General features: G+C 45.2%; 16 protein-coding genes. 10 read left to right on the forward strand and 6 right to left on the reverse strand.

Features of this window, described 5'->3' with window-relative positions; all coding sequences use genetic code 11:
• Positions 1 to 45 precede the first annotated feature (45 nt).
• Entirely contained in the window at positions 46 to 1,527 is a 1,482-nt protein-coding gene (locus FS818_RS05900; protein ID WP_145332774.1) for a DHA2 family efflux MFS transporter permease subunit, read from the forward strand.
• Positions 1,528 to 1,635: 108 nt separating this feature from the next.
• Here the strand turns inward: FS818_RS05900 and FS818_RS05905 are convergent, their stop codons facing one another.
• On the reverse strand, positions 1,636 to 2,616 hold the full coding sequence (locus FS818_RS05905; protein WP_145330461.1) for an alpha/beta hydrolase: 981 nt from the start codon (positions 2,614 to 2,616) through the stop codon (positions 1,636 to 1,638).
• Positions 2,617 to 2,824: 208 nt separating this feature from the next.
• Here FS818_RS05905 and FS818_RS05910 point away from each other — a divergent pair, with 208 nt between their 5' ends.
• The gene (locus FS818_RS05910) at positions 2,825 to 3,802 is read left to right on the forward strand and encodes an MBL fold metallo-hydrolase (protein WP_145330463.1); all 978 of its coding nucleotides are present in this window, start codon (positions 2,825 to 2,827) and stop codon (positions 3,800 to 3,802) included.
• Between the two features lie 67 nt (positions 3,803 to 3,869).
• Here the strand turns inward: FS818_RS05910 and FS818_RS05915 are convergent, their stop codons facing one another.
• Positions 3,870 to 4,460 carry a LysE family transporter gene (locus FS818_RS05915; RefSeq protein WP_145330465.1) on the reverse strand — a complete coding sequence of 197 codons (591 nt, stop codon included), beginning with the start codon at positions 4,458 to 4,460 and terminating at the stop codon, positions 3,870 to 3,872.
• Positions 4,461 to 4,589: 129 nt separating this feature from the next.
• On the opposite strand from FS818_RS05915, the gene FS818_RS05920 reads away from it, so the two are divergent.
• A complete protein-coding gene (locus tag FS818_RS05920; protein ID WP_145330467.1) occupies positions 4,590 to 5,150 on the forward strand; it encodes a helix-turn-helix domain-containing protein in 561 nt (186 codons plus the stop codon).
• Positions 5,151 to 5,273: 123 nt separating this feature from the next.
• Here FS818_RS05920 and FS818_RS05925 read toward each other — a convergent pair whose 3' ends face one another.
• The gene (locus tag FS818_RS05925; RefSeq protein ID WP_090924048.1) at positions 5,274 to 5,402 is read right to left on the reverse strand and encodes a DUF4023 family protein; all 129 of its coding nucleotides are present in this window, start codon (positions 5,400 to 5,402) and stop codon (positions 5,274 to 5,276) included.
• A gap of 180 nt (positions 5,403 to 5,582) precedes the next feature.
• Here FS818_RS05925 and FS818_RS05930 point away from each other — a divergent pair, with 180 nt between their 5' ends.
• The 3 genes from FS818_RS05930 to FS818_RS05940 all read left to right on the forward strand — a co-directional run bounded on the left by FS818_RS05930 (position 5,583) and on the right by FS818_RS05940 (position 8,503).
• A complete protein-coding gene (locus FS818_RS05930) occupies positions 5,583 to 6,335 on the forward strand; it encodes a TrmB family transcriptional regulator (RefSeq protein WP_145330469.1) in 753 nt (250 codons plus the stop codon).
• A gap of 150 nt (positions 6,336 to 6,485) precedes the next feature.
• Complete coding sequence (locus FS818_RS05935; RefSeq protein WP_145330471.1) at positions 6,486 to 7,649, forward strand: MFS transporter; 1,164 nt, start codon at positions 6,486 to 6,488, stop codon at positions 7,647 to 7,649.
• Positions 7,650 to 7,933: 284 nt separating this feature from the next.
• Positions 7,934 to 8,503, forward strand: coding sequence for a sugar O-acetyltransferase (locus tag FS818_RS05940; protein WP_145330473.1), 570 nt, complete (start codon positions 7,934 to 7,936; stop codon positions 8,501 to 8,503).
• Positions 8,504 to 8,675: 172 nt separating this feature from the next.
• Here FS818_RS05940 and FS818_RS05945 read toward each other — a convergent pair whose 3' ends face one another.
• Entirely contained in the window at positions 8,676 to 10,109 is a 1,434-nt protein-coding gene (locus FS818_RS05945; protein ID WP_145330475.1) for a glycoside hydrolase family 1 protein, read from the reverse strand.
• 167 nt (positions 10,110 to 10,276) lie between these two features.
• On the opposite strand from FS818_RS05945, the gene FS818_RS05950 reads away from it, so the two are divergent.
• Both FS818_RS05950 and FS818_RS05955 read left to right on the forward strand, forming a co-directional pair.
• Positions 10,277 to 11,245, forward strand: a complete 969-nt coding sequence (locus tag FS818_RS05950; protein ID WP_145330477.1) for a LacI family DNA-binding transcriptional regulator — start codon at positions 10,277 to 10,279, stop codon at positions 11,243 to 11,245.
• Between the two features lie 267 nt (positions 11,246 to 11,512).
• A complete protein-coding gene (locus tag FS818_RS05955; protein WP_145330479.1) occupies positions 11,513 to 11,806 on the forward strand; it encodes a DUF3817 domain-containing protein in 294 nt (97 codons plus the stop codon).
• A 154-nt stretch (positions 11,807 to 11,960) separates the two neighbouring features.
• Here FS818_RS05955 and FS818_RS28705 read toward each other — a convergent pair whose 3' ends face one another.
• Entirely contained in the window at positions 11,961 to 12,098 is a 138-nt protein-coding gene (locus tag FS818_RS28705; protein WP_186331597.1) for a hypothetical protein, read from the reverse strand.
• Between the two features lie 100 nt (positions 12,099 to 12,198).
• The gene (locus FS818_RS05960) at positions 12,199 to 13,029 is read right to left on the reverse strand and encodes an AraC family transcriptional regulator (protein ID WP_145330481.1); all 831 of its coding nucleotides are present in this window, start codon (positions 13,027 to 13,029) and stop codon (positions 12,199 to 12,201) included.
• A 119-nt stretch (positions 13,030 to 13,148) separates the two neighbouring features.
• Between FS818_RS05960 and FS818_RS05965 the strand changes: the two genes are divergently transcribed.
• A complete protein-coding gene (locus FS818_RS05965) occupies positions 13,149 to 14,609 on the forward strand; it encodes an alpha-L-fucosidase (protein ID WP_145330483.1) in 1,461 nt (486 codons plus the stop codon).
• Positions 14,610 to 15,255: 646 nt separating this feature from the next.
• Positions 15,256 to 20,535 carry a S8 family serine peptidase gene (locus tag FS818_RS05970; RefSeq protein ID WP_145330485.1) on the forward strand — a complete coding sequence of 1,760 codons (5,280 nt, stop codon included), beginning with the start codon at positions 15,256 to 15,258 and terminating at the stop codon, positions 20,533 to 20,535.
• Positions 20,536 to 20,719 lie beyond the last annotated feature (184 nt).

Below are 20,719 nucleotides of genomic sequence, written 5' to 3' on the forward strand. Positions count from 1 at the left end.
AAATCGCAGGATTCGTTTGAGGAGGATGGGATCGTGGAGGCTTCCATGAAGGCTGGTACAGCAAAAGACCAGCAAGAAACACAGCAATATAAGGTATTCCCGATTTTGTTTGCCATGTTGCTAAGCGGGTTTATCGGTTTGTTTGGTGAAACGGCTTTGAATGTCGCTTTGACACCACTTATGGGTCTGCTCGAGGTTGGACCTACAACCATTCAATGGTTAACTACAGGATACTTGCTTGTTCTTGGTGTTCTGGTACCTGTTTCTGGATTGTTATTGCAATGGTTTACGACCAGACAGCTGTTTACAACGTCGCTTATTTTTTCTATCGCAGGAACGTTGGTTGCTGCGTTAGCCCCTAGCTTTGAAATTTTGCTCGTAGCCCGTGTGTTACAAGCGGTGGGAACGGCACTATTGCTACCGCTAATGTTTAATACCATACTGGTTATCTTCCCTATTGAAAAACGGGGAGCAGCGATGGGGTTGATTGGTCTCGTTATTATGTTTGCACCAGCAAGTGGCCCAAGTATTTCAGGACTGATTCTGGCTAACCTGAGCTGGCACTGGATTTTCTGGATTTCCTTGCCGTTCTTCCTGATCTCCTTGGTATGTGGGTTGCTGTTCCTGCCGAACATTTCCAAGTTGACCAAGCCCAAGATTGATGTGTTGTCGATTGTTCTGTCTACACTTGGTTTTGGCGGTATCGTGTACGGCTTCAGTAGCGCAGGTGGGCATGGTGAATCTGGCGGAGGCTGGACTAGTCCTGTTGTGATTGCCACGTTAGCCATCGGTATCGCTGCATTACTTTTGTTCAGCATTCGTCAATTGAGTATGAAAGAACCCGTGATGAATCTAAGAGCGTTCAGATATCCAATGTTTACGATCGGCCTGCTCCTGGTTTTCATCAGTATGATGATGATTCTGTCATCCATGCTGATCTTGCCGATGTATTTGCAGCAGGGAATGGCTGTTACGCCACTAACTGCCGGATTGGTTTTGTTGCCAGGTAGTTTGCTGAATGGATTCTTGTCTCCGGTAATGGGACGATTGTTTGACAAGTTTGGCCCTAAATGGCTTGTTATTATCGGGATGGCTGTCGTTGCGATTGTCTTGTTCTTGTACACAGGGATTGAAGCAACAACACCTTTGATCGAGATTATTATGTTGCATGTGTTCATGATGATTGGTATTTCAATGGTGATGATGCCAGCACAGACCAACGGATTGAATCAGTTGCCGCCTGAGTTTTACCCGCACGGTACTGCGATCATGAACACGCTGCAGCAGGTATCTGGTGCTATTGGTACAGCTGTTGCTGTAAGTATTTTGAGTGCTGGACAGACTCGATTCCTGAGCAGTGTAGAGAATCCGCAAAGTCCGGAAAATATTCTTGCAGGATTTACATCAGGTGTACAGAATGCATTTGTCTTTGCACTGATTCTGGCCCTTGTTGGTTTTGTTATCGCACTGTTAGTAAAAAGAGTGAAGGTTGGGTCGGCTGATAAACAGCAGAGTCCGATGCACTAAAATAAGTCATTGAGAAGAGCGATGTTCCCTAATGAAAGGGGACATCGCTCTTTTGTTTACTTTAGAGAACACGTTATTCGGATGATTATTGTTGTTCCGCCGGATTCATTATTTCTTAACAACCTCCAGGATTTCATTAGCTACAATATCCGGATGGTATTGATGAATGTAATGCTCCGTATCTTTAACAGTAACTTGTTTGGATAACGTTGACCAGGATTTGAATTCACTCTGTGTTTTCACCCAATCCGGTTCAGGTTTACCAAAGTAATCTGCGGTCAGAATCGTAAGCGGGAATGGGAAAGGATGTTTATTGGCAATCACCGTTTTGGCATTCCCTTGCGTTTCACGTAATTCATCTACCGTGTTGGCGTTCCCGTAGTTTAGCAGAAGCGCCGTTTTATCTACTTTTCTCAAATCTTCTGGTACCAGTTTTAATTCATTGCGGTTGGCATTAGAAGCTTCAACGACTGCCGGGACTTGCATACTGAGCCGGAAAAGTCCGGTTTTGATACGGAATTGATTCGCAAAACCAGCAATCGTATCTGCCAGGTTATCCTGACCCGTTGCGTAGAATTCAGGACTTCCGCCGTCAATCATCACAATACCTTTAACCAAGTCAGGATACTTTTGCGCGAATCGAAGAGTCTCTAATGAGCCAAGGGAGTGAGCAACAAGCACGTAAGGCGGTTTTTGCCCGGAAACCTGCAGCAGTTCATGCAATTCGTCCGCTACCGTGTCTACATCCCGTTTTTTATCGGTCCTGTCACTGTATCCATAACCGAAGCGGTCGTATACTGCGAATTTCGTATTAGGGGCAAGCTTTTCATATAAAGGATAATAGTCTACATAAGGATCAGCTGTTCCCCAACCTGAGGCAAGAACGACGGTTACATTGCCTTCACCGCCTGTATACAGGTGCATTTTATCTCCGTGTACTTCATACAGTTTGCCCGGAGGTGTAAATGTTTTTTCATCTTGTGAAGAACTGATCTGCTGATAGATCAATCCGGAACTTAACAGAATAATAATCAGTGACAGGTCGAATATCAGAAATTTAACAAGTCTTTTACGCCATTTTTTGCTCATGGTAGCTCACACTCTCTCTTGTTTTTTCTATATCATATATGCCCAGTCTTATACGAGTGGAAACAGTATCTTAATTCTAGCTTAACGGCATCGTAGTTGTTCCGGTTTATATAAAATTGAATATCGGCAAGCGTTGAATTAAGATGAAGTAAAGATTAGCATTCTCCACAAGACTAGCCATGGAATATGGAGATCAGAAGGGTGAAATATGACGAAATACGAAAATCAGATTCCAACGACCGCCGGAATGAGCATCAAGTCACTCACAAGTATATTGAGAGATTCCATGCGCAGACATGCAGAACGGAGGCCGTCAGGGAATATACCTATGGAACGCTATCAAGCTGCTACAACAGAGAGTGTGTCTGAACATTCACAGGTGACATGGTTTGGACACTCGGCTTTTTTGCTCGAAATCGAAGGTCACAGACTACTCTTTGACCCCATGTTGGGTGACAGGCCGTCACCCGTGTCGTGGGTTGGAACGAAACGTTTCCGCAAGGATTTGCCTATGCAGCCTGAAAACTTTCCTACTTTGGATGCGATTGTGATCTCTCATGATCATTATGATCATCTTGATGTTTCTTCTATTCGAAAATTAAAAAGCAAAACCAATCGTTTTATCGTTCCACTCGGTGTGCGCAAACGCTTAATCAAATGGGGAGTGCCAGCGGGCCAGATTACGGAGCATCAATGGGGGGATGAATTCTCCTTCAAGGGTTTAACATTCGCTTGTGCACCTGCTCGTCACTTCTCAGGCAGAGGATTATTTGATCGGGACTCCACGTTATGGTGTTCATGGGTAATTGTTGGGTGGGAAAAGAAAGTATTTTTTAGTGGGGATAGTGGCTACGGTCCTCATTTCAAAGAAATTGGAAGCAAGTATGGACCGTTTGATCTGACCTTGATGGAATGCGGCCAATATGACGAACGCTGGTCCAATATTCATATGATGCCTGAAGAAACCGTACAAGCCCATCTGGATGTGGGCGGACATGTATTGATCCCGATTCATTGGGGGGCATTTACACTCGCCTATCATGCCTGGAACGAACCAGCAGAGCGGGTAACTCGCGCCGCACGAGCCTTGAATGTATCTGTCATTACACCGGTCATAGGCGAGACGGTTGCGTTGAGTAATGTAGCTCATGCTACTAGGTCATGGTGGAGAAGGAATCAGGAGTAACGGTTCTTTCAAGCTAGCGTTCGCTCAGTAGATGAGCGGACGCTTTTATTTTTATCTAATGATTCTTTTATCTAATCAAAGAAATCGCGGTCCAGATCAACAGAAGACCCATGACCATATTAAAAGGGCGTTCATATTTTAACAGGAACCGTTGAAATATACGTCCACCCAATGCCCAGGACAGATTAGCACTTATTCCAATCCAAGTCAGCAGTAGCGAGTAACCTAAGAGTTGAAAATGTGACTGCGTATGGGGCAGGATAAACACAGATAGCGCTGTAAGCGCGTATAGGATAACCTTCGGATTAATCAGTTGAAGGCTGAAACCGAACCAAAACGAATAATGAGTCTTCTTCGAATTGTGCTCGGACCCACTCGTGGAAGAAGTGCTCCATATGATTTTGAAAGCCAGATAGAGCATGTAAATACATCCGAATACATTGAGGATCGGGGTGATGGACGGAATGTATTGATATAGAGCCAGGTTGAAATAACTGGATAACATCATGATCAGAAGGCAGCCGGCAGCGACTCCGCGAATAAAATGAAACGTGCTTCTGAATCCATGCTCTCTTGCGCGGGTCATAGAGATGATGTTGTTGGGGCCGGGTGTAAAAGAAGCAATCATCGCGTACGTTACTAAAGATAAAATATCCATGTGCTCTCCTTGTGCTATATATTGTATGCTATAATGAACGATATGGTCGTTATAACGCATGTTCTCTTTGATTGTACAATATGTGCTATATAGTGCACAAGAGGGCGCGAGGAGAGAGGTGTATTTTGGATGGAAAATATTAATTTGGTTTTGGCTCACAACTTGAAGCAAATCAGAGAGCAAAGAAAACTTAGTCTGGACAAGGTCGCAGATCTGTCAGGCATTAGCAAGACGATGCTGGGTCAGATTGAACGCGGGGAGTCTAATCCCTCGATTGCAACGGTCTGGAAAATTGCAAACGGGTTAAAAATATCATTCAGTGAATTAATTCATGAAGCGAAGTCGGATACAACCGTTCTCATAAGGGAAGACATTAAAGTCATGCGAGAAGATGAGGGAAGAATCCGCATCTATCCTCATTTTTCTTTGGAAGAGGGGCGCCGGTTTGAAATGTACATGATGGAGATGGATGAACGGGCATCGTTGACCGCTGAACCACACATTGACGGGGCTGAGGAGTTCATCACGATGTATGAAGGGGAGCTTACGATCAGAGTAGGCGAAGAAGAATACAAGTTAAGACAGGGAGATTCGATTCGTTTTAAAGCGGATCAGCCGCATGGTTATTATAATTCCGGCGCAAGTAGTAACAAGCTGAGCATGGTGATACATTATGCCAATTCGAAGTAAACAGGTAACAAGTCGAATTACAGGAAATATGATGCACTCACTGTTGTGAGGCACCATATTTTTTCGCATGGATGCTACTGGATGTGCTGGTTCATAGTTAGGTGAAGTCATAAAACCTTGTGTTTATTTGTTTGTTGAGTGTTGTTTGTTCGGCAACTTATCACCGGGCGTACCTTTACCATTGTTTTTGTTGTGGCGTGCTTTCTCGGCATTTTCGTTGACCTTTTTCACGAATTCTTGTGTGCTCTCCATTCGGGTTCATGCTCCTTTCCAAAACAGGGAATGGGTAATTCAAGCTTAATATAACCAGCATCCGATCTTTTTATTTGAGCAAGGGAAACTGGACAGGTGCTTAACTTGTCTCTAAACTAGATACAAGGTGAACTATTCTTTTACACACACTTAAGAACGAAGGGACGTTCTGAACAAAACATGCTGCAAAAATTCGGTTTTACCCAATATGAAAGTCAGGTCTATGAAGCTATACTTGCGCAGGATGAGCCGCTGGATGCGACAACGATTGTAAGCACCTCGAATGTACCCAAGGCTAAAATTTATGAAGTGCTTAATCGAATGATCGATAAAGGTATTGTGCTGACAACGATGGATGGCAAGAAAAAACTGTACATGGCGGTGGATCTGCAGGCGGTCATTCACAAAATCAAGCTTGATTTCGACAAAGATATAGAGACCTTGAAACAATATAAAATCAAGCGTACGTTCACGGATGAGCATATTTGGACGTTAAAGGATGAGTCATCCATTGCTTCAAACATAGAACAGCTGATTGAAGAGGCAGATTCATCGATTCTTTTTCTGGCCTGGAATGAGCGGTTGGAGAGATACCGTGGCCTGCTGGAGCTGAAGGAGAAACAGGGTGTGTATGTAGAAGTGCTTGCGGTTGGTGGTCTGGAAAGCACTCTAACCCGCAAATACTCGCTCATACCGCTCCTTGATGCGCCAGAGCCATCACAGCTACTTATTGTAGATCATGCCTATCTGCTGTTCGCCGGATTGGAAAATGAGTCGTGGAAAGCAATCAAGACGACGTCCAAACCGATTGTTAAAGCGATGACGGATTATTTCTATCACGATGTGGCGTTGACACAGATCACCAAAAAATACGGGGAGCAACTATTGCAGGACGAAGAAATTGAACGGTTGCTTACGAGATTGATTTACTAGGAGACTATTCTTTCGAAGAATAGTTTTTTTGTTTTTTTAAACTTTTGTAAATGGAATGAAAAATTCTGAAAAAAAATTAGAAATCTCATTGAACTTTTCTTCTTATTGGGTTACTATCGTAGTTGTAACTTGTTAGGGGGATTTTATAAGATGAACAAAAAGGTATATGTTTTAGCCATTGCAGCCTTTGTGGTCGGAACGGTTGAACTGATATTGGGAGGCATATTGGATCTGATTGCAACGGATCTTCATCTGTCTCTGGCCAAAGCGGGATATTTAATTTCGATCTTTTCATTGGTCTATGCGGTATCCGCACCCATACTACTCAATATGACAGCACGATTCGAGCGTAAAAAGGTATACATGGTTACGTTATTTGTATTTTTGATCAGCAATCTGATCTCAGCGTTTAGCGTGAACTTTTATATGTTAATGGCAGGGCGAATGCTTGGAGCCGCAACAGGTTCGCTTATTTTTGTATTATCATTGACACTAGCTTCCCGCATCGTTAAGCCGGAGTATAAAGGACGTGCGGTGGGCACGATAACGATGGGAGGAAGTGCATCTCTGATTCTCGGCGTACCGATTGGCATCTTTATTGGTAATGCGCTTGGATGGCGTGAAGTATTTATGCTGATTGCAGTTCTTACTGTGCTAGTCATGGTGGCGATTGGCTTTGCGATGGATCGTGTTAAGCCTGCTCCTGCCGTGAGTCTGAAAAATCAGTTGAAGGCATTATGGAATCCGAAAATGCTGGCGATTCACACTACTACACTGCTCGTACTGGCTGGGCATTTAACATTATATGCGTATTTCACCCCGTTTCTACAGGAAACCATAGGGGCTAGTTCAACGGCAATCACCTTAATCTATATGATGTTTGGACTCGCTGCTGTAGCAGGCGGAGGCATGGGGGGAATGTTATCCGATCGGCTTCATCCAGCTAAAGCTATTATTATCGTGTTAGTTCCATTTATGATCAGTATGGCTGTGATTCCTCTCAGCACCGGACTGCCTTTGATTGCTTTTCTGCTACTGTTAAGTATCTGGGGCGCTCTTAGCTGGACGGTTACACCCGTACAAAATAGCCTGATTATTAAGACTTCGCCTGAGACATCTGAAATTCTAATTAGCACGAACTCAGGTATAGCCCATGCGGGCATCGCACTGGGAACGTATGTCGGCGGTCTTGTTATTGATCACTCTTCCATTATGAACACCGGATGGGTCGGCGCTATCCTTGTATGTGTTGGACTTGGTTCTGCCGTTCTCGCCATTAGTATGAAAGAAAAACATGTTCATGCGATCGCATGAGGATACAATGATTCATATAGACATTATTTAAAACGATATTTAAAATCAAATAGAACCTTTGTGTTTCCAGCATTTTTGCGGAAGTACAGAGGTTTTTTCGTTATTTAGCGGACGGAGTCCGTAGGCCGAAAATACAAAAGAGGCTTGATTTTTGATCATGGACCCATATAATTAAAATAGTTTTAAAAAGTATAAGTATAAGTTGTTAAGCTTTATAACTTGTATGAACGTCGCTACTTACTTACAAAGAATACACATTTATGATCTGCACAAAGGAGATTTACATGACCATCAAATCAGAGAAACAGAAGATGCTGGGCGGGGAACTGTACATGGCTAATGATGCCGAGTTATCCCGAGACAGAGAGGCTGCACGGAAGATGACACGTCTATTTAATCAAACGACGGAGATCGAACAGGAGACACGCCAAAAGCTGTTAAAGGAACTGTTTGGATCGACAGGTGAGCATTTAAGCATGGAACCAAATATTCATGTCGATTATGGGTATAACATCCACGTAGGCAATCATTTTTATGCCAATTTTAACTGTACGATTCTGGATGTATGTGAAGTTCGAATCGGAGAGAACTGTTTGTTGGGACCGGATGTACATATCTATACAGCAACTCATCCGCTTAATCCACATGAGCGCAATACCGGAGCGGAATACGGTAAACCTGTAACCATTGGTAACAACGTATGGATTGGCGGTAGAGCAATTGTTAATCCAGGAGTTACCATCGGAGATAACGTGGTTATTGCTTCGGGGTCGGTAGTTACGAAAGATGTACCCGATAATATGATTGTAGGCGGGAATCCTGCAAGAGTCATCAAGGAGATTAATATGGAGTAGCGCGATATGAAAAAAAAGCCCTCCTCGGCAGAACTGTCAGAATGCCAAGCTTGGATGCTGTGGCTTGCCTGACGGTATACTGCCGAAAGAAGGGTTAACTAGTTTACATTTTGAAGTTAAAACCTGAAGTTTACGCCTTGAAGTTTATGCCCTAAAGTTTAAATCTTGAAGCTTAACGCTTCAGGCTATTTCCGTTACTGGCAATAACATCTTTGTACCAGTGGAAGGATTTTTTGCGATAACGCTCGAGCGTACCTGAACCATCATCGTGACGGTCTACATAGATGAAGCCGTAACGTTTTTTCAACTGCGCAGTGGAGGCGCTCACGACATCAATACAACCCCAAGAGGTGTATCCCATAATGTCTACTCCATCTTCCAGCGCTTCACCGACTTGAACGAGATGGTCATTCAAATACTGGATGCGGTAATCATCTTCAACGGTTTTCTCGCCATTCGGACCCGTGATTAACTCGTCTACTGCGCCGAGACCATTTTCCACGATAAACAGCGGTTTCTGGTAACGATCATAGAACATATTCAGCACATAGCGCAGTCCTTGCGGATCGATCTGCCAGCCCCACTCACTTGCAGGCAAATACGGGTTAGGGATTCCGCCGATCAGATTTCCTTCACCAGCCACTTGTTTGGCAGGATCGGCTGTCTGACATGTGCTCATGTAATAGCTGAACGAGATGAAATCGACGGTGTTAAGCAGCATCTCCTGATCGCCGTCTTCCATATGAATCTCAATGCCGTTTTCACGGAAGTAACGTTTCATGTAACCAGGGTAACGTCCACGGACATGCATATCACCGAAGAAATAATTGCTATGTTCGTACTCCATGACTTTAATCACATCATCCGGGTTCGGAGTTAGTGGATACGTCGGCATGCTTAAAATCATACATCCGATCTGAGCATCAGGAATGATCTCATGACATAGCTTCACAGCAGATGCACTCGCCACCAGTTCGTGGTGGATCGCTTGATACAGATCTTGCTTGCTTAGCTTTTCTTTGGGTGTGTAGATCCCACCACTCATGAACGGAAATTCAAGAATAGAGTTGATCTCGTTGAAGGTCAGCCAGTACTTGACTTTATTTTTATATCGATTAAAGACCGTAGTTGCATAACGTTCGTAAAAGCCGATCATTTTCCGGTTAACCCATCCATCATATTCTTTGGCAAGATGCAGAGGTGTCTCATAATGGGATAACGTGACCAGCGGTTCAATACCGTACTTGCGGCATTCATCAAACAGATTATCATAAAATTGCAGGCCTTCTTCATTCGGCTCAAGCTCGTCCCCTTTAGGGAAAATACGAGACCATGCGATAGAAGTACGGAACACTTTGAAACCCATTTCGGCAAACAGCTTCACGTCTTCCTTATAACGGTGGTACATGTCGATACCGATCAGTTTCATATTGTCGTCCGTTGGCTCTTCCGTAATCGAACCCATAACACCTCGGGGAGCAACGTCTTGTGTGGACAAACCTTTGCCGCCTAGATTGTATGCACCTTCAGCCTGGTTCGCCGCAATGGCACCGCCCCACAGAAAGTTTTCAGGAAATGAATACGTATGATTCGAAGATTTACTCATATAGATCGCTCCATTCATTAATTCATGGTGAACGTGCTACGTTCACGGTAGTATTTTCTCTCAAAAAAAGCTTACACGTTGTAACGGGTTACACGTCAAGTTTTACTTTTACAGAGCAGATGAGGCATACTATATTTGGCGATTATTCGCAGGAAAGGAGCATCGGCATGTCCAAATTTGATGAAATTATGAAACGTTCCGGTTATTCAAGGGCTACGGTATCCCGGGTCATTAACCGGTCACCACACGTGAGTGATGAAGCAAGACGCATGATTACCGAAATTATGAATGAGCTGGACTACATACCGAACCGGAATGCAGTTTCTCTGTCCACAGGGCAGACAAAGCAGATCGGGATTGTCACTGCAATGATCGACGAACTGAGTTTGACCTTTATTAACCAATTTATGGATACCGCGATGGATTACGGTTTTCAGACGATCGTGTATTTGTCGCGCGGTGATAAACAAATTGAGCTGCAGGCATTCGAGGATTTGCGAAGTAAACGTGTGGATGGTTTGTTAATCGTGACTTGTGTGAATGATCCGGGTGAATTGAAAACATATATGCAATATGGACCGATGGTGTCCTGGCAACGCATGGGGAACGATGAGATTCCTTCGATTGCAATGGATCAGGCTCAAGGGTATAGACTGGCGCTGGAGCATCTCGTATCGAAAGGGTACACACGTATTGCGAATGTGTTTGGCCGTAGTAACAGTCTGAATACGAAAAGCCGCCGCGAAGCGTATGAGACATTCATGACGAGCCAAGGACTTCCCGTGTGGCGCGAAGCATATCAGTATTCCGTATTCACTTCATCAGACGGAGAAACAGCCTTTCGACGTATGGCCAACGGGGCCGAGCTACCGCAAGCGGTGCTGTGTTCCAACGACTATGCGGCAATAGGCATCATGAGTGAAGCGCGCAGACAGAACATACGGGTTCCAGAACAGCTCGCCATTGTGGGATTCGATGATATTGAATTGTCACGTGTGCTTGAGCTGACAACCATTCATAATCCGATTGCGGAGCAAGCGAAACAGGCTTTTTATCATTTGTGGAGAGTGCTGGGGAACGAGGAACATAAGGCGACATCACTGGCATACCGTTTGGTTGAACGAGCAACGACTTGAGCGAAGCAAAACGGATGATATTGATTTGTTGTGGTTTGACCCGCAATGATGTTTATTGAACGGAGTTAATATACGTACGGCGTAAATCCGATCGATTCTATTCAACAATTATTCAAATTTAAAGTAAATCTGAATCGGATTGATGTTTTATAATACGGGGAAGGAGCTTACATACGTTGTGTGAGAATCGAATACAGCGTTGTAAAGCGTCATGTTATAAGTTACATATTTCACAAACAATTTAGCGGAAAGGTGAGAGCATACGGAATGAACACGGTCACAGGTCGCTTCAGAATTGCAGGTATTTGGGAGGGGATATCCCTTCTACTACTCGTATTTATTGCAATGCCACTCAAATATTTAGCGGATATTTCTTCAGCCGTAGCCATACTGGGGATGATTCATGGTATTTTATTTCCTCTATATCTCATTGCGCTGGTACATGTAGGCTTGGTCAAAAAGTGGAAGATATCGCTTTGGATTATGGGCCTATTGGCGGGTCTGCTTCCTTTTGGAACATTTGTGTTTGAGTCTTATCTCAGAAAAAGAAATTGGCAGTAACATAGCGCTCATAACGCATGGCGCATATTGAAAGTTAACGTGACCGAACAACCTCCTGAACAGAAGTCAGGAGGTTGTTTTTGTATAAGCTTTTGCACACTAGGAATTGTATCAGTTATGTATACCATGATGTCCAGCATATAAAGATGAATCGTTATCTTGGTTTAACGGTTCCCGTTTCACGATCAGATAACACGCTATACCCGTTGTCTGTCGGTGCCGCCGAAGCCAAAGCAGCGAACGAGGAAACAACAAACAGGGCAGCAATTAGCAGGAGCGTCTTCTTCGTCATATACGAACCTCCTTTCTTCAAGAATGAGCTACACTTCCATTTTAATCCAAAAATGAAACTTGCGGGAATGTTTTTTTGGAGTTGAACTATATTTTGAAATTTATGTGGTTACCGTCGTTTGCTTGCGATATTCGGTGGGATTCAATCCGGTATGTTTCTTGAACTGTCTGGAAAAGTAATACGAATCGCTGAATCCGAGATTGCCCGCGATTTGAGTCATCGTTAGAGAGGTGCAGTGAAGCATCTCTTTGGCCTTATCTATTTTACGGCTGGTCAGATAATGAATGGGGGGCATGCCTATATGCTGTTTGAAAAAACGAATGAAATAATTCGGATGCATGTGCAGCATCTTAGCCAAATCCTGAACGGACATGTTCTCTTCAATATGTGAATCAATATAGGTGAGCAAGGTGGATAATTTCTCAACCACGGGCACGTTCAAGTAGGTAATCTGGTTCATATCCAAGTTCATGATGTAATAGGAAAGAAGTTCTGTCAATTTGCTCTTGGCCATCATAGGGGCGTAAATTTCATTCGAATTCGCATAGGTTAACACACTGTCAAAGATGTCTTGAAATCGTTCGGGCTGTTCCATGTTAACAACGTGCGGGAATTGGAGAATCTGAAATAGATTGATCCCCCCGACTTTAGCGGAAAAATGACACCAATATTTAAGGAAAGGTTTGTCACTGATTACTGAGTAAGATTGCTTTATTCCTTCCGGCATCAAAAAAAGCTGTCCTGGTTTGGGGTAATATTCCTGATCCCCGATGCGAAGCCAGCCTTCTCCCTCGCAGATCCAGTACAATTTGCTATAGTCCGGTGTGTAGTCCAGATCTCTCCAATCCGGGCCGCAGCGGTTGTAATTCACCATGAACAGATCCACTTCCAGATTCGACAAATAGCTGGTCAGCAGTGTTTGATGATCCATGAGCATATCTCCCTGAAGGTTATTATCGTCCATCTAATCGTTAGAGTTCTGCATGTTCATCGGAATCCTGCCACACTACAATACAACTGTGGTCAACCAGGAAAGGGTGGGGATAACACATGAACAAACATGAATATTTGCAACATATCGATACCCGTATTGCTAACGGAAAATTCAAGGACAACTGGACTTCGCTTCGTGAAATTGTCGTTCCCGAGTGGTATCCAAAAGCGAAATTCGGCATTTTCATCCATTGGGGCGTGTATTCGGTTCCGGCTTATGATAGTGAGTGGTACTCCCGTAATATGTACATTCAAGGGTCCAAGGCTTATGAACACCATCTTGAGGTGTATGGGGATCATAAGGAGTTTGGATATAAAGATTTCATCCCGATGTTTAAGGCAGAGAACTTTGATGCAGATGAATGGGCGACTCTTTTTAAACAAGCAGGTGCAAAATATGTAATGCCGGTTGCCGAGCATCATGACGGTTTTCAGATGTATAAAAGTTCTATCTCTCACTATAACACATATGAAATGGGCCCTAAACGTGATGTGTTAGGTGAGATGAAAGTCGCCTATGAAAAGCATGGGTTGACCTTCTGTGTGTCGTCCCACCGTGCCGAGCACTGGTTCTTCATGTCTCATGGCAAAGAATTCGATTCCGATATCAAGGAACCGTTGCATTGCGGAGATTTCTATTGGCCCGCCATGCCGGAGCCTCCCGATTTTCAAGACCTGTACGGCTCACCGCCTTCGGACGAATTTCTGGAGGATTGGCTCATTCGGTGCTGTGAACTGGTAGATGAGTATCAACCGAGGGTGTTCTATTTCGACTGGTGGATTCATACGGCGGCGTTCAAGCCCTATCTAAAAAAGTTTGCAGCGTATTATTATAACAAAGGCGAGGAGTGGGGCATTCCGGTTGCCATCAATTACAAGCATGATGCGTTCATGTTTGGTGCAGCGGTTCCTGATGTAGAGCGTGGACAATTCGCTGAGCTGAAGCCTTATTTTTGGCAGACGGATACAGCAGTTGCGAGAAATTCCTGGTGTTATACGGAAAATAACGAGTACAAAACGGCAGAAGAGATTATTCGGGATCTTGTGGATATCGTCAGTAAAAATGGAAGTCTGCTGCTCAATATCGGGCCACGTGCAGACGGAACGATTCCAGACGAGGATCGCAATATCCTGCTGGCTATAGGGAAGTGGCTGGAAGTGAACGGAGAGGCCATCTATGAGACCTCGTTCTGGCGTACGTATGGGGAAGGGCCAACAGAAGTGAAGGAAGGCCAGTTCACGGACGGGGATACGAAGGTTTTTACATGTGAGGATATACGCTTTACGGTGAAAGGAAATAGTCTTTATGCGACGGTAATGGTGTACCCGGATAACGGAATCGTGCACATTCAATCGTTGAAAGACGGATCTCCGCATTTTCATGGAATGATTGAGCAGGTTCGGATTCTGGGATATGAAGAACAGCCGAATTGGGAGCGGGATGAAAATGCTCTAACGATTACCACTACGAGTGTGCAGAGCAACGTACCTGTTGTATTTAAAATTGATCTGGATTAAGTGTGAAGAGAACCGGCGTAAGGGCTGGTTCTTTTTTTGGATTATGCGCAAATGCGAAAGGGGTATAGGTCGAAGGTGTATACAATAGATATTCAAAAGCATGATATAGACTTATTTTCTATTTTTTTCAAATAAGGACTTGTGCAGTTTCCACTTTGAAACTATACTATACCAATAAAATCCAATTAAAGCCTAAATTTAACTTTTATATGTAATTCAAGATGTACCCTGCTATTCAAACCCGTACGAATCACCCAGATTCACATACCACTTCATGGCAAGCGTTATACGATCACTTCTGAATATCCTCCACACGAATGCTTACGACATCCCGGTTACTCTCTTATGACATCCACACTAATTATTGATGACATCAGTCAGCATATAGACTTTTATCTAAATACCATTTCTTCACATTTATTTAACCTATGGACAATTTTCGAATGTATCAGTCCCCTATGTTCCTAACCAAACCTGTAAAGGAGGTGAGGCCGTATGTGAAATGAAAAGAAGGTAAGCAAGGTGAAGTAAATAATGTCCGATGATGCTCACTACACCGCTACAAAATCAGCAATTGCATACATTCACAGAGAAGGGTACTTGTACTAGATCAAATCATAAAACCGGGTAAAAGGAGTGGAAAAGTTTGATTAAATTAAAACCGTTACGCAAGCCCGTTTCCATGGGGCTCTCGCTTCTCCTTGCATTATCAATGGCACTTCCGGTTTCTGCACAGAACTCATCCTCATCTAAAATCGATATGAAGTCCAGCTTGGCTGAGGTTTCAACGTCTAAAGTGAATGCCAAACTGACCAAAGCCTTTGAAGGCAGCGAATATGTCACCTATCTTGTCAAAATGAAGGAACAGGTGGATACCAAGGCTGTCTCCAAACAAGCGATGGAAAAGGCAACGATTGCCAAGGAAACACCTTCGGCAACCAAGCTCTCTGTGCGGAACTCTGTGGTGAGTTCACTTCGTGAAACCGCCTCGCGGACACAATATTCGATCGAAAATTATCTGGAAAAGGAAATTGACCTCGGGAAGGTCAAAGATTATAAAAGTTATTTTATCGTGAATTCACTCGCGGTCACCAGTACCAAAGAAGTCATGGAACAGATTGCGTTGCTGCCAGAGGTAGAGAAAATTCTGCCGAACGAAACGCGATATCTGGATAAGGCGGAAGTAAGCAAGCAGCCAGCGAGTGTCTCGACAGAGAAGGATTCCGTCCAATCACCGGCTAAAGAGTCGGCTTCACAAGGAAGCGCAACCAAAGAAGCGGATTCCAAGGTGAAGAAACAGACGGAAAATGTGGAATGGAATATTGACTACATCAATGCACCTGCAGTTTGGGAGCGGGGCATTGATGGCACGGGCATCGTAGTTGCGAACCTGGACAGTGGCGTGGATTACACGCATCCTGCGCTTCGCAGTAAATGGCGTGGTCTGGACGCTTCAGGCAATGTCGTTGATCCAGAGCTAAGCTGGTACGATCCGCATAGTGGCGCGACTCTTCCTGCTGATGGGGATGGACACGGTACCCACACGATGGGAACGATGGTTGGTTCCGAAGCGAACGGCACGAATAAGATCGGCGTTGCACCTGGTGCAAAGTGGATCGGAGTACGTATTTTTAATCCGGAAACAACAGATGCCATTATTCTGGATGGCGGACAATGGCTCATTGCCCCAGTGGATGCCGAAGGCAATCTGCATCCTGAACTCGCACCGGACGTTGTAAACAATTCATGGGGCGGAGGTCCAGGTTTGGATGAGTGGTTCAGACCCATGGTTCAGGCTTGGCGTGATGCTCAGATCTTCCCAGAGTTCTCTGCTGGAAATACAACCTTGACCAATCCGGGAGGCCCGGCTTCAGTTGCGAACCCGGCTAACTATCCGGAGAGTTTTGCTACAGGAGCAACCGATATTAACGGCAACTTAGGTTCATTCTCATTGCTGGGACCATCCCCGTACAATGAGATCAAACCAGAAGTATCCGCCCCTGGCGTGAACATTCGTTCAGCCGTGCCTGGAGGTACATATGAAGGTGGATGGAACGGCACATCCATGGCAGGTCCGCATACGACGGCGCTCGCAGCATTGTTGCTTCAAGCGAACCACTCTCTTAACGTGGATCAGCTGGAACAGATCATCATGGATACGGCGACACCGCGAACCGATAGCAAATTTCCGGTTACCCCGAATAACGGTTATGGTCACGGAATCATTAACGCACTGGATGCGGTTGGTTCGGTTCTAGAAGGCATCGGCACGGTCTCCGGTAGAGTTGTCACGGCTGGCGATGACTTGGAAGAGCCGGTGCTGGAGCACACGCCGGTAAATACGGCCTTTACGGGTCTGGACATTCCTTTAACGGCACATGTGACAGATAATGTAGCGGTGGTTTCAGTCGAAGCTTTTGCCAGAACCAAAGGCACGAAGCAGTACGTCTATCTGCCCATGAATCGGATTGAAGGAGACAGTAAAGCGGGTACGTATACTGCGACGATTCCGGCTTTCTTGATTGAACCAGAAGGCGTGGAGTATTACATTCGAGTGAATGATTACGGCAACAATGGATTTGAGAGTAAGGTATATAACATCGCGGTGTCTAATGGTGTCAAACCTGGATACTTGCAGGACTTTGAAGCCGATCAGCTTGGCTTTACTACAGGCGGCACAGGAAGCACCTGGGTTTGGGGGGCACCTGTGAGCGGACCAAAAGGTGCTTATTCAGGTGAGAAAGTGATTGCTACCAATCTGCAAGGCACGTATCTGCCTAACAGTAATGCGTACTTGCTTGCTCCTCCGATCGACTTGACAGAAAGCCCTGAAGGGGCATTGTTAACATTCAAACATTGGTATGACCTCGAAAATAATCTCGATTTTGGCAAGGTATACATTGCTACTGAAAATAACGACTATGTATTTGAAGAACTGCTTAGTTACACAGGGACGAGTGGTGGATGGAAAACACAGTACATTGATCTGCGCGATTATGCCGGACAGCAGGTGTTCATCCAGTTTAACCTGACCAGTGATGCTTCAGTTCAGAAAGCTGGCTGGTATATCGATGACTTTGCCGTTCAGGAACTGGACGATATTGCTCCAGGAACGCCTTCGGCTTTGTCTGCAACTGCGGATATTTTAGGTAACGTAACCCTGAACTGGACGGGTTCGGATGATGAGGATCTTGAATCTTATGTCGTCTACCGTTCCGAAACGGCTAGTTCCGGTTATGAGGCTGTCGGCACGGTGAAGAAAACCACATTTACGGATACGGCTACAGAGTCGAACTCTACGTATTATTACACTGTGGCGGCACGTGACTATAGTGGTAACGAAAGTGAGAAATCGAATGAAATTTCCATTACCGTAGAGGTGCCGGAAGATATTTATATCGATTCGTTTGATGGAAACGATGATAATGGATGGACTCATGCCGGAACCAAGGATGAGTGGGAGCGAGGTATCCCGTTAACGGGTCCTTTAAGTGCGGTATCCCCGCCTAATGTGTGGGCAACCGATCTTGACAACACGTATGAGAATGGTTCCAACTACTCACTGGTGTCCCCGGTGATTGATTTGACGGATGTCTCTGATGCGACACTTACGTTTAATCACTGGTATGAGATTGAAGGTGGATATGACTTCGGTTATGTCGAAGCAACCAAAGATGGAGGAACAACCTGGACGGAACTCGGCAAATTCTCGCATAACACCAACGGAAAACAGTGGACACCTGTCTTCTATGGACTGAATGCACTGACCGGGAATGAAGTTCAATTCCGTTTCCGGTTAACCTCGGATAACAGCGTGGTGAGAACGGGCTGGTTTATCGATGATTTCCGTGTACTGGGTGTTGCTACACCAACGGTAACAAAGGATGAAGTCGTTGTGCTTTCAAGTGACAAGCCTAAACCGGACTATGATAATCCATGGTACAAAGTCACGCGTACAGACAAATCAACGTTCAATCAGACGAAACAGCAGGAGCCTGACGCCCTAAAACCGGGAACAGGTTCAGTTCAGCCACAAAGTCTCCCGGCGAGTGCAACGGTCACTGTGCTTGAGACCGGGCGTTCCGTGAAAACAGACTCGTCAACAGGCAAGTACAGCTTCACGCATGTTGCAGGAGAGTATACGTTAAAAGCGGAAGCATACGGTTATTATCCGCAAACGAAAACGGTGACGATCACAGATGGTGGCGGAGCCAAAGCCAACTTCAATCTGGAAACGATCCCTTATGGACAGATCAAAGGGGTAGTTAAGGATGAACGCTCAGGTCAACCGATAGCGGATGCCTCGGTGCTCGTTGTGGAGGATGCTAAAGTAGCAGAGGTTCGTACAGGAGCAGACGGAAGCTTTACGCTTCAAGTGTTAGAGGGAAGTTACACATTGTCGGTTCGCGCGGCGGACTACTACAGCAAAAAAGTTACGGTGACTGTACCGGGCAACGGCACAGTAGATAGTAATATCGCTTTGAAACCATTTATCGGTTTCCCTGGTGAAATTGCGTATGACGACGGTACAGCCGAGAATGCAAGAGCCTTTAATGCTGCCGATAATGCGTGGGCCGTTCGAATGACTCCAGAGCTTGAAACAGCACAACTCACGGGAGCTTCGTTCCGATTCTGGAATACGGAGTGGCCTGTACCTGGTGGGACTGCTTTCCAATACGCGGTTTATGATGCATCAGGCGCTGGTGGCGCACCAGGCAAAAAGCTTGCTGGACCGTTCAATGGTACGGCACTGCGGAACGATCAGTGGACTTCCGTGGAATTCCCTGAGCCGATTATTGTGACAGGTGATTTCTACATCGTTTATATCCAGAGTTTAGCGGGTACAGCCGCTCCTGGTCTGGCTACGGACGAGGACGGGACTTATGCGGCACGTAGCTGGCAGCGTGTAAGCGGGGCATGGAGTGCTTCACCTGCTGAAGAGGGGAACTACATGATCCGCGCGGTGGTACAATATCCGGTGAATGCTCCGGTGCTTACACCACCAGCGAATACGTATACCAATCAGTCTACCTTTACGGTCGCTGGAACATCTCCTGCTTCTGGAGCACAGATCAAGTTTTACAATGGCAAGGATGCTGCAGGAACAACAACCGTAAATAACGGGACATTCTCTTATGGAGTGAAGCTGCGGGCTGGCGTTAATGTGATTACCGCAGAAGCTGTCATTAATGGTAAAACGACAGATCGTTCGCTTCCAGTCATTATCATCCTTGACCAGACCAAACCTCAAGTGAACGTTGTCAGTCCAGCGGAAGGAAGCCGGATTAATACCGAGGTCGTTCATGTGACTGGCAGTGTGGTGGAACAATTCCTCGACAAAGTCACCGTGAATGGTCAGACCGTGCAAGTGGACAGAGACAGAAAGTTCAGTCACCGTGTACTGGTGAACAAAGGTGAAAACATCATTACTATTGTGGCAACCGATCTTGCCGGAAATAAAACGACAGTAACACGTAAGGTTTATGTGGAAACGGAAGTGCCTGAACTTACCGATATCACACCAGCCCAAGATGTACGAATTACATCAGGGGAAAGTCTCAACGTTTCATTCAAAAGCAAACCGGGATTGGAAGCTTCTTTCCGGGTTCAGTTGCCTTTGAATCTGAACGCGGACGGTGCGGGAGAGGTGCCTCTGGTGGAAACAGAACCGGGTGTATACACAGGCTCTTACACAACACCTGCTAATCTTGTGCTTGAAGGTGGAGTCATTGTGATCCGGGCACAGGATGCAGCAGGCAACAAGGCTGAAGCTCAAGCCGCTGGAAAATTGTTTGTCCATGCAGAGCAAGGAGAAAACAAAGCAGAAGGGCAGCCAGCTCCTGAGAAGGAAGCTGATGCAGGAAGTGATTTGAAATCGGAACAAACGGATACAGGTTCTGCTCCTGCTGAAGGTCTTGAACCATGAATTGAGTAGAAGACAAACGTATTAAAAAGGCAATTTTAACGAATGACTTATTTTAGATGTGGTTATGGCAGTAGAAGCGGCAAGCCCAGCAATCAGGGCTTGCCGCTTTTTTTGTCTGGTTCACCTTCATTTGGGAGAGGAGAATTAAATGTCGTAATCTTATATATGAATTGTCGTGAGTTTC

Source organism: Paenibacillus xylanexedens, assembly GCF_007680605.1.
Classification (GTDB): Bacteria; Bacillota; Bacilli; order Paenibacillales; family Paenibacillaceae; genus Paenibacillus; species Paenibacillus xylanexedens_B.

Excerpts from the sequence above, each read along its gene's own strand:
- FS818_RS05900 (WP_145332774.1), top strand. The coding sequence starts at position 46 with ATGAAGGCTGGTACAGCAAAAGACCAGCAAGAAACACAGCAATATAAG.
- FS818_RS05905 (WP_145330461.1), bottom strand. The coding sequence starts at position 2,616 with ATGAGCAAAAAATGGCGTAAAAGACTTGTTAAATTTCTGATATTCGAC.
- FS818_RS05910 (WP_145330463.1), top strand. The coding sequence starts at position 2,825 with ATGACGAAATACGAAAATCAGATTCCAACGACCGCCGGAATGAGCATC.
- FS818_RS05915 (WP_145330465.1), bottom strand. The coding sequence starts at position 4,460 with ATGGATATTTTATCTTTAGTAACGTACGCGATGATTGCTTCTTTTACA.
- FS818_RS05920 (WP_145330467.1), top strand. The coding sequence starts at position 4,590 with ATGGAAAATATTAATTTGGTTTTGGCTCACAACTTGAAGCAAATCAGA.
- FS818_RS05925 (WP_090924048.1), bottom strand. The coding sequence starts at position 5,402 with ATGGAGAGCACACAAGAATTCGTGAAAAAGGTCAACGAAAATGCCGAG.
- FS818_RS05930 (WP_145330469.1), top strand. The coding sequence starts at position 5,583 with ATGCTGCAAAAATTCGGTTTTACCCAATATGAAAGTCAGGTCTATGAA.
- FS818_RS05935 (WP_145330471.1), top strand. The coding sequence starts at position 6,486 with ATGAACAAAAAGGTATATGTTTTAGCCATTGCAGCCTTTGTGGTCGGA.
- FS818_RS05940 (WP_145330473.1), top strand. The coding sequence starts at position 7,934 with ATGACCATCAAATCAGAGAAACAGAAGATGCTGGGCGGGGAACTGTAC.
- FS818_RS05945 (WP_145330475.1), bottom strand. The coding sequence starts at position 10,109 with ATGAGTAAATCTTCGAATCATACGTATTCATTTCCTGAAAACTTTCTG.
- FS818_RS05950 (WP_145330477.1), top strand. The coding sequence starts at position 10,277 with ATGTCCAAATTTGATGAAATTATGAAACGTTCCGGTTATTCAAGGGCT.
- FS818_RS05955 (WP_145330479.1), top strand. The coding sequence starts at position 11,513 with ATGAACACGGTCACAGGTCGCTTCAGAATTGCAGGTATTTGGGAGGGG.
- FS818_RS28705 (WP_186331597.1), bottom strand. The coding sequence starts at position 12,098 with ATGACGAAGAAGACGCTCCTGCTAATTGCTGCCCTGTTTGTTGTTTCC.
- FS818_RS05960 (WP_145330481.1), bottom strand. The coding sequence starts at position 13,029 with ATGGATCATCAAACACTGCTGACCAGCTATTTGTCGAATCTGGAAGTG.
- FS818_RS05965 (WP_145330483.1), top strand. The coding sequence starts at position 13,149 with ATGAACAAACATGAATATTTGCAACATATCGATACCCGTATTGCTAAC.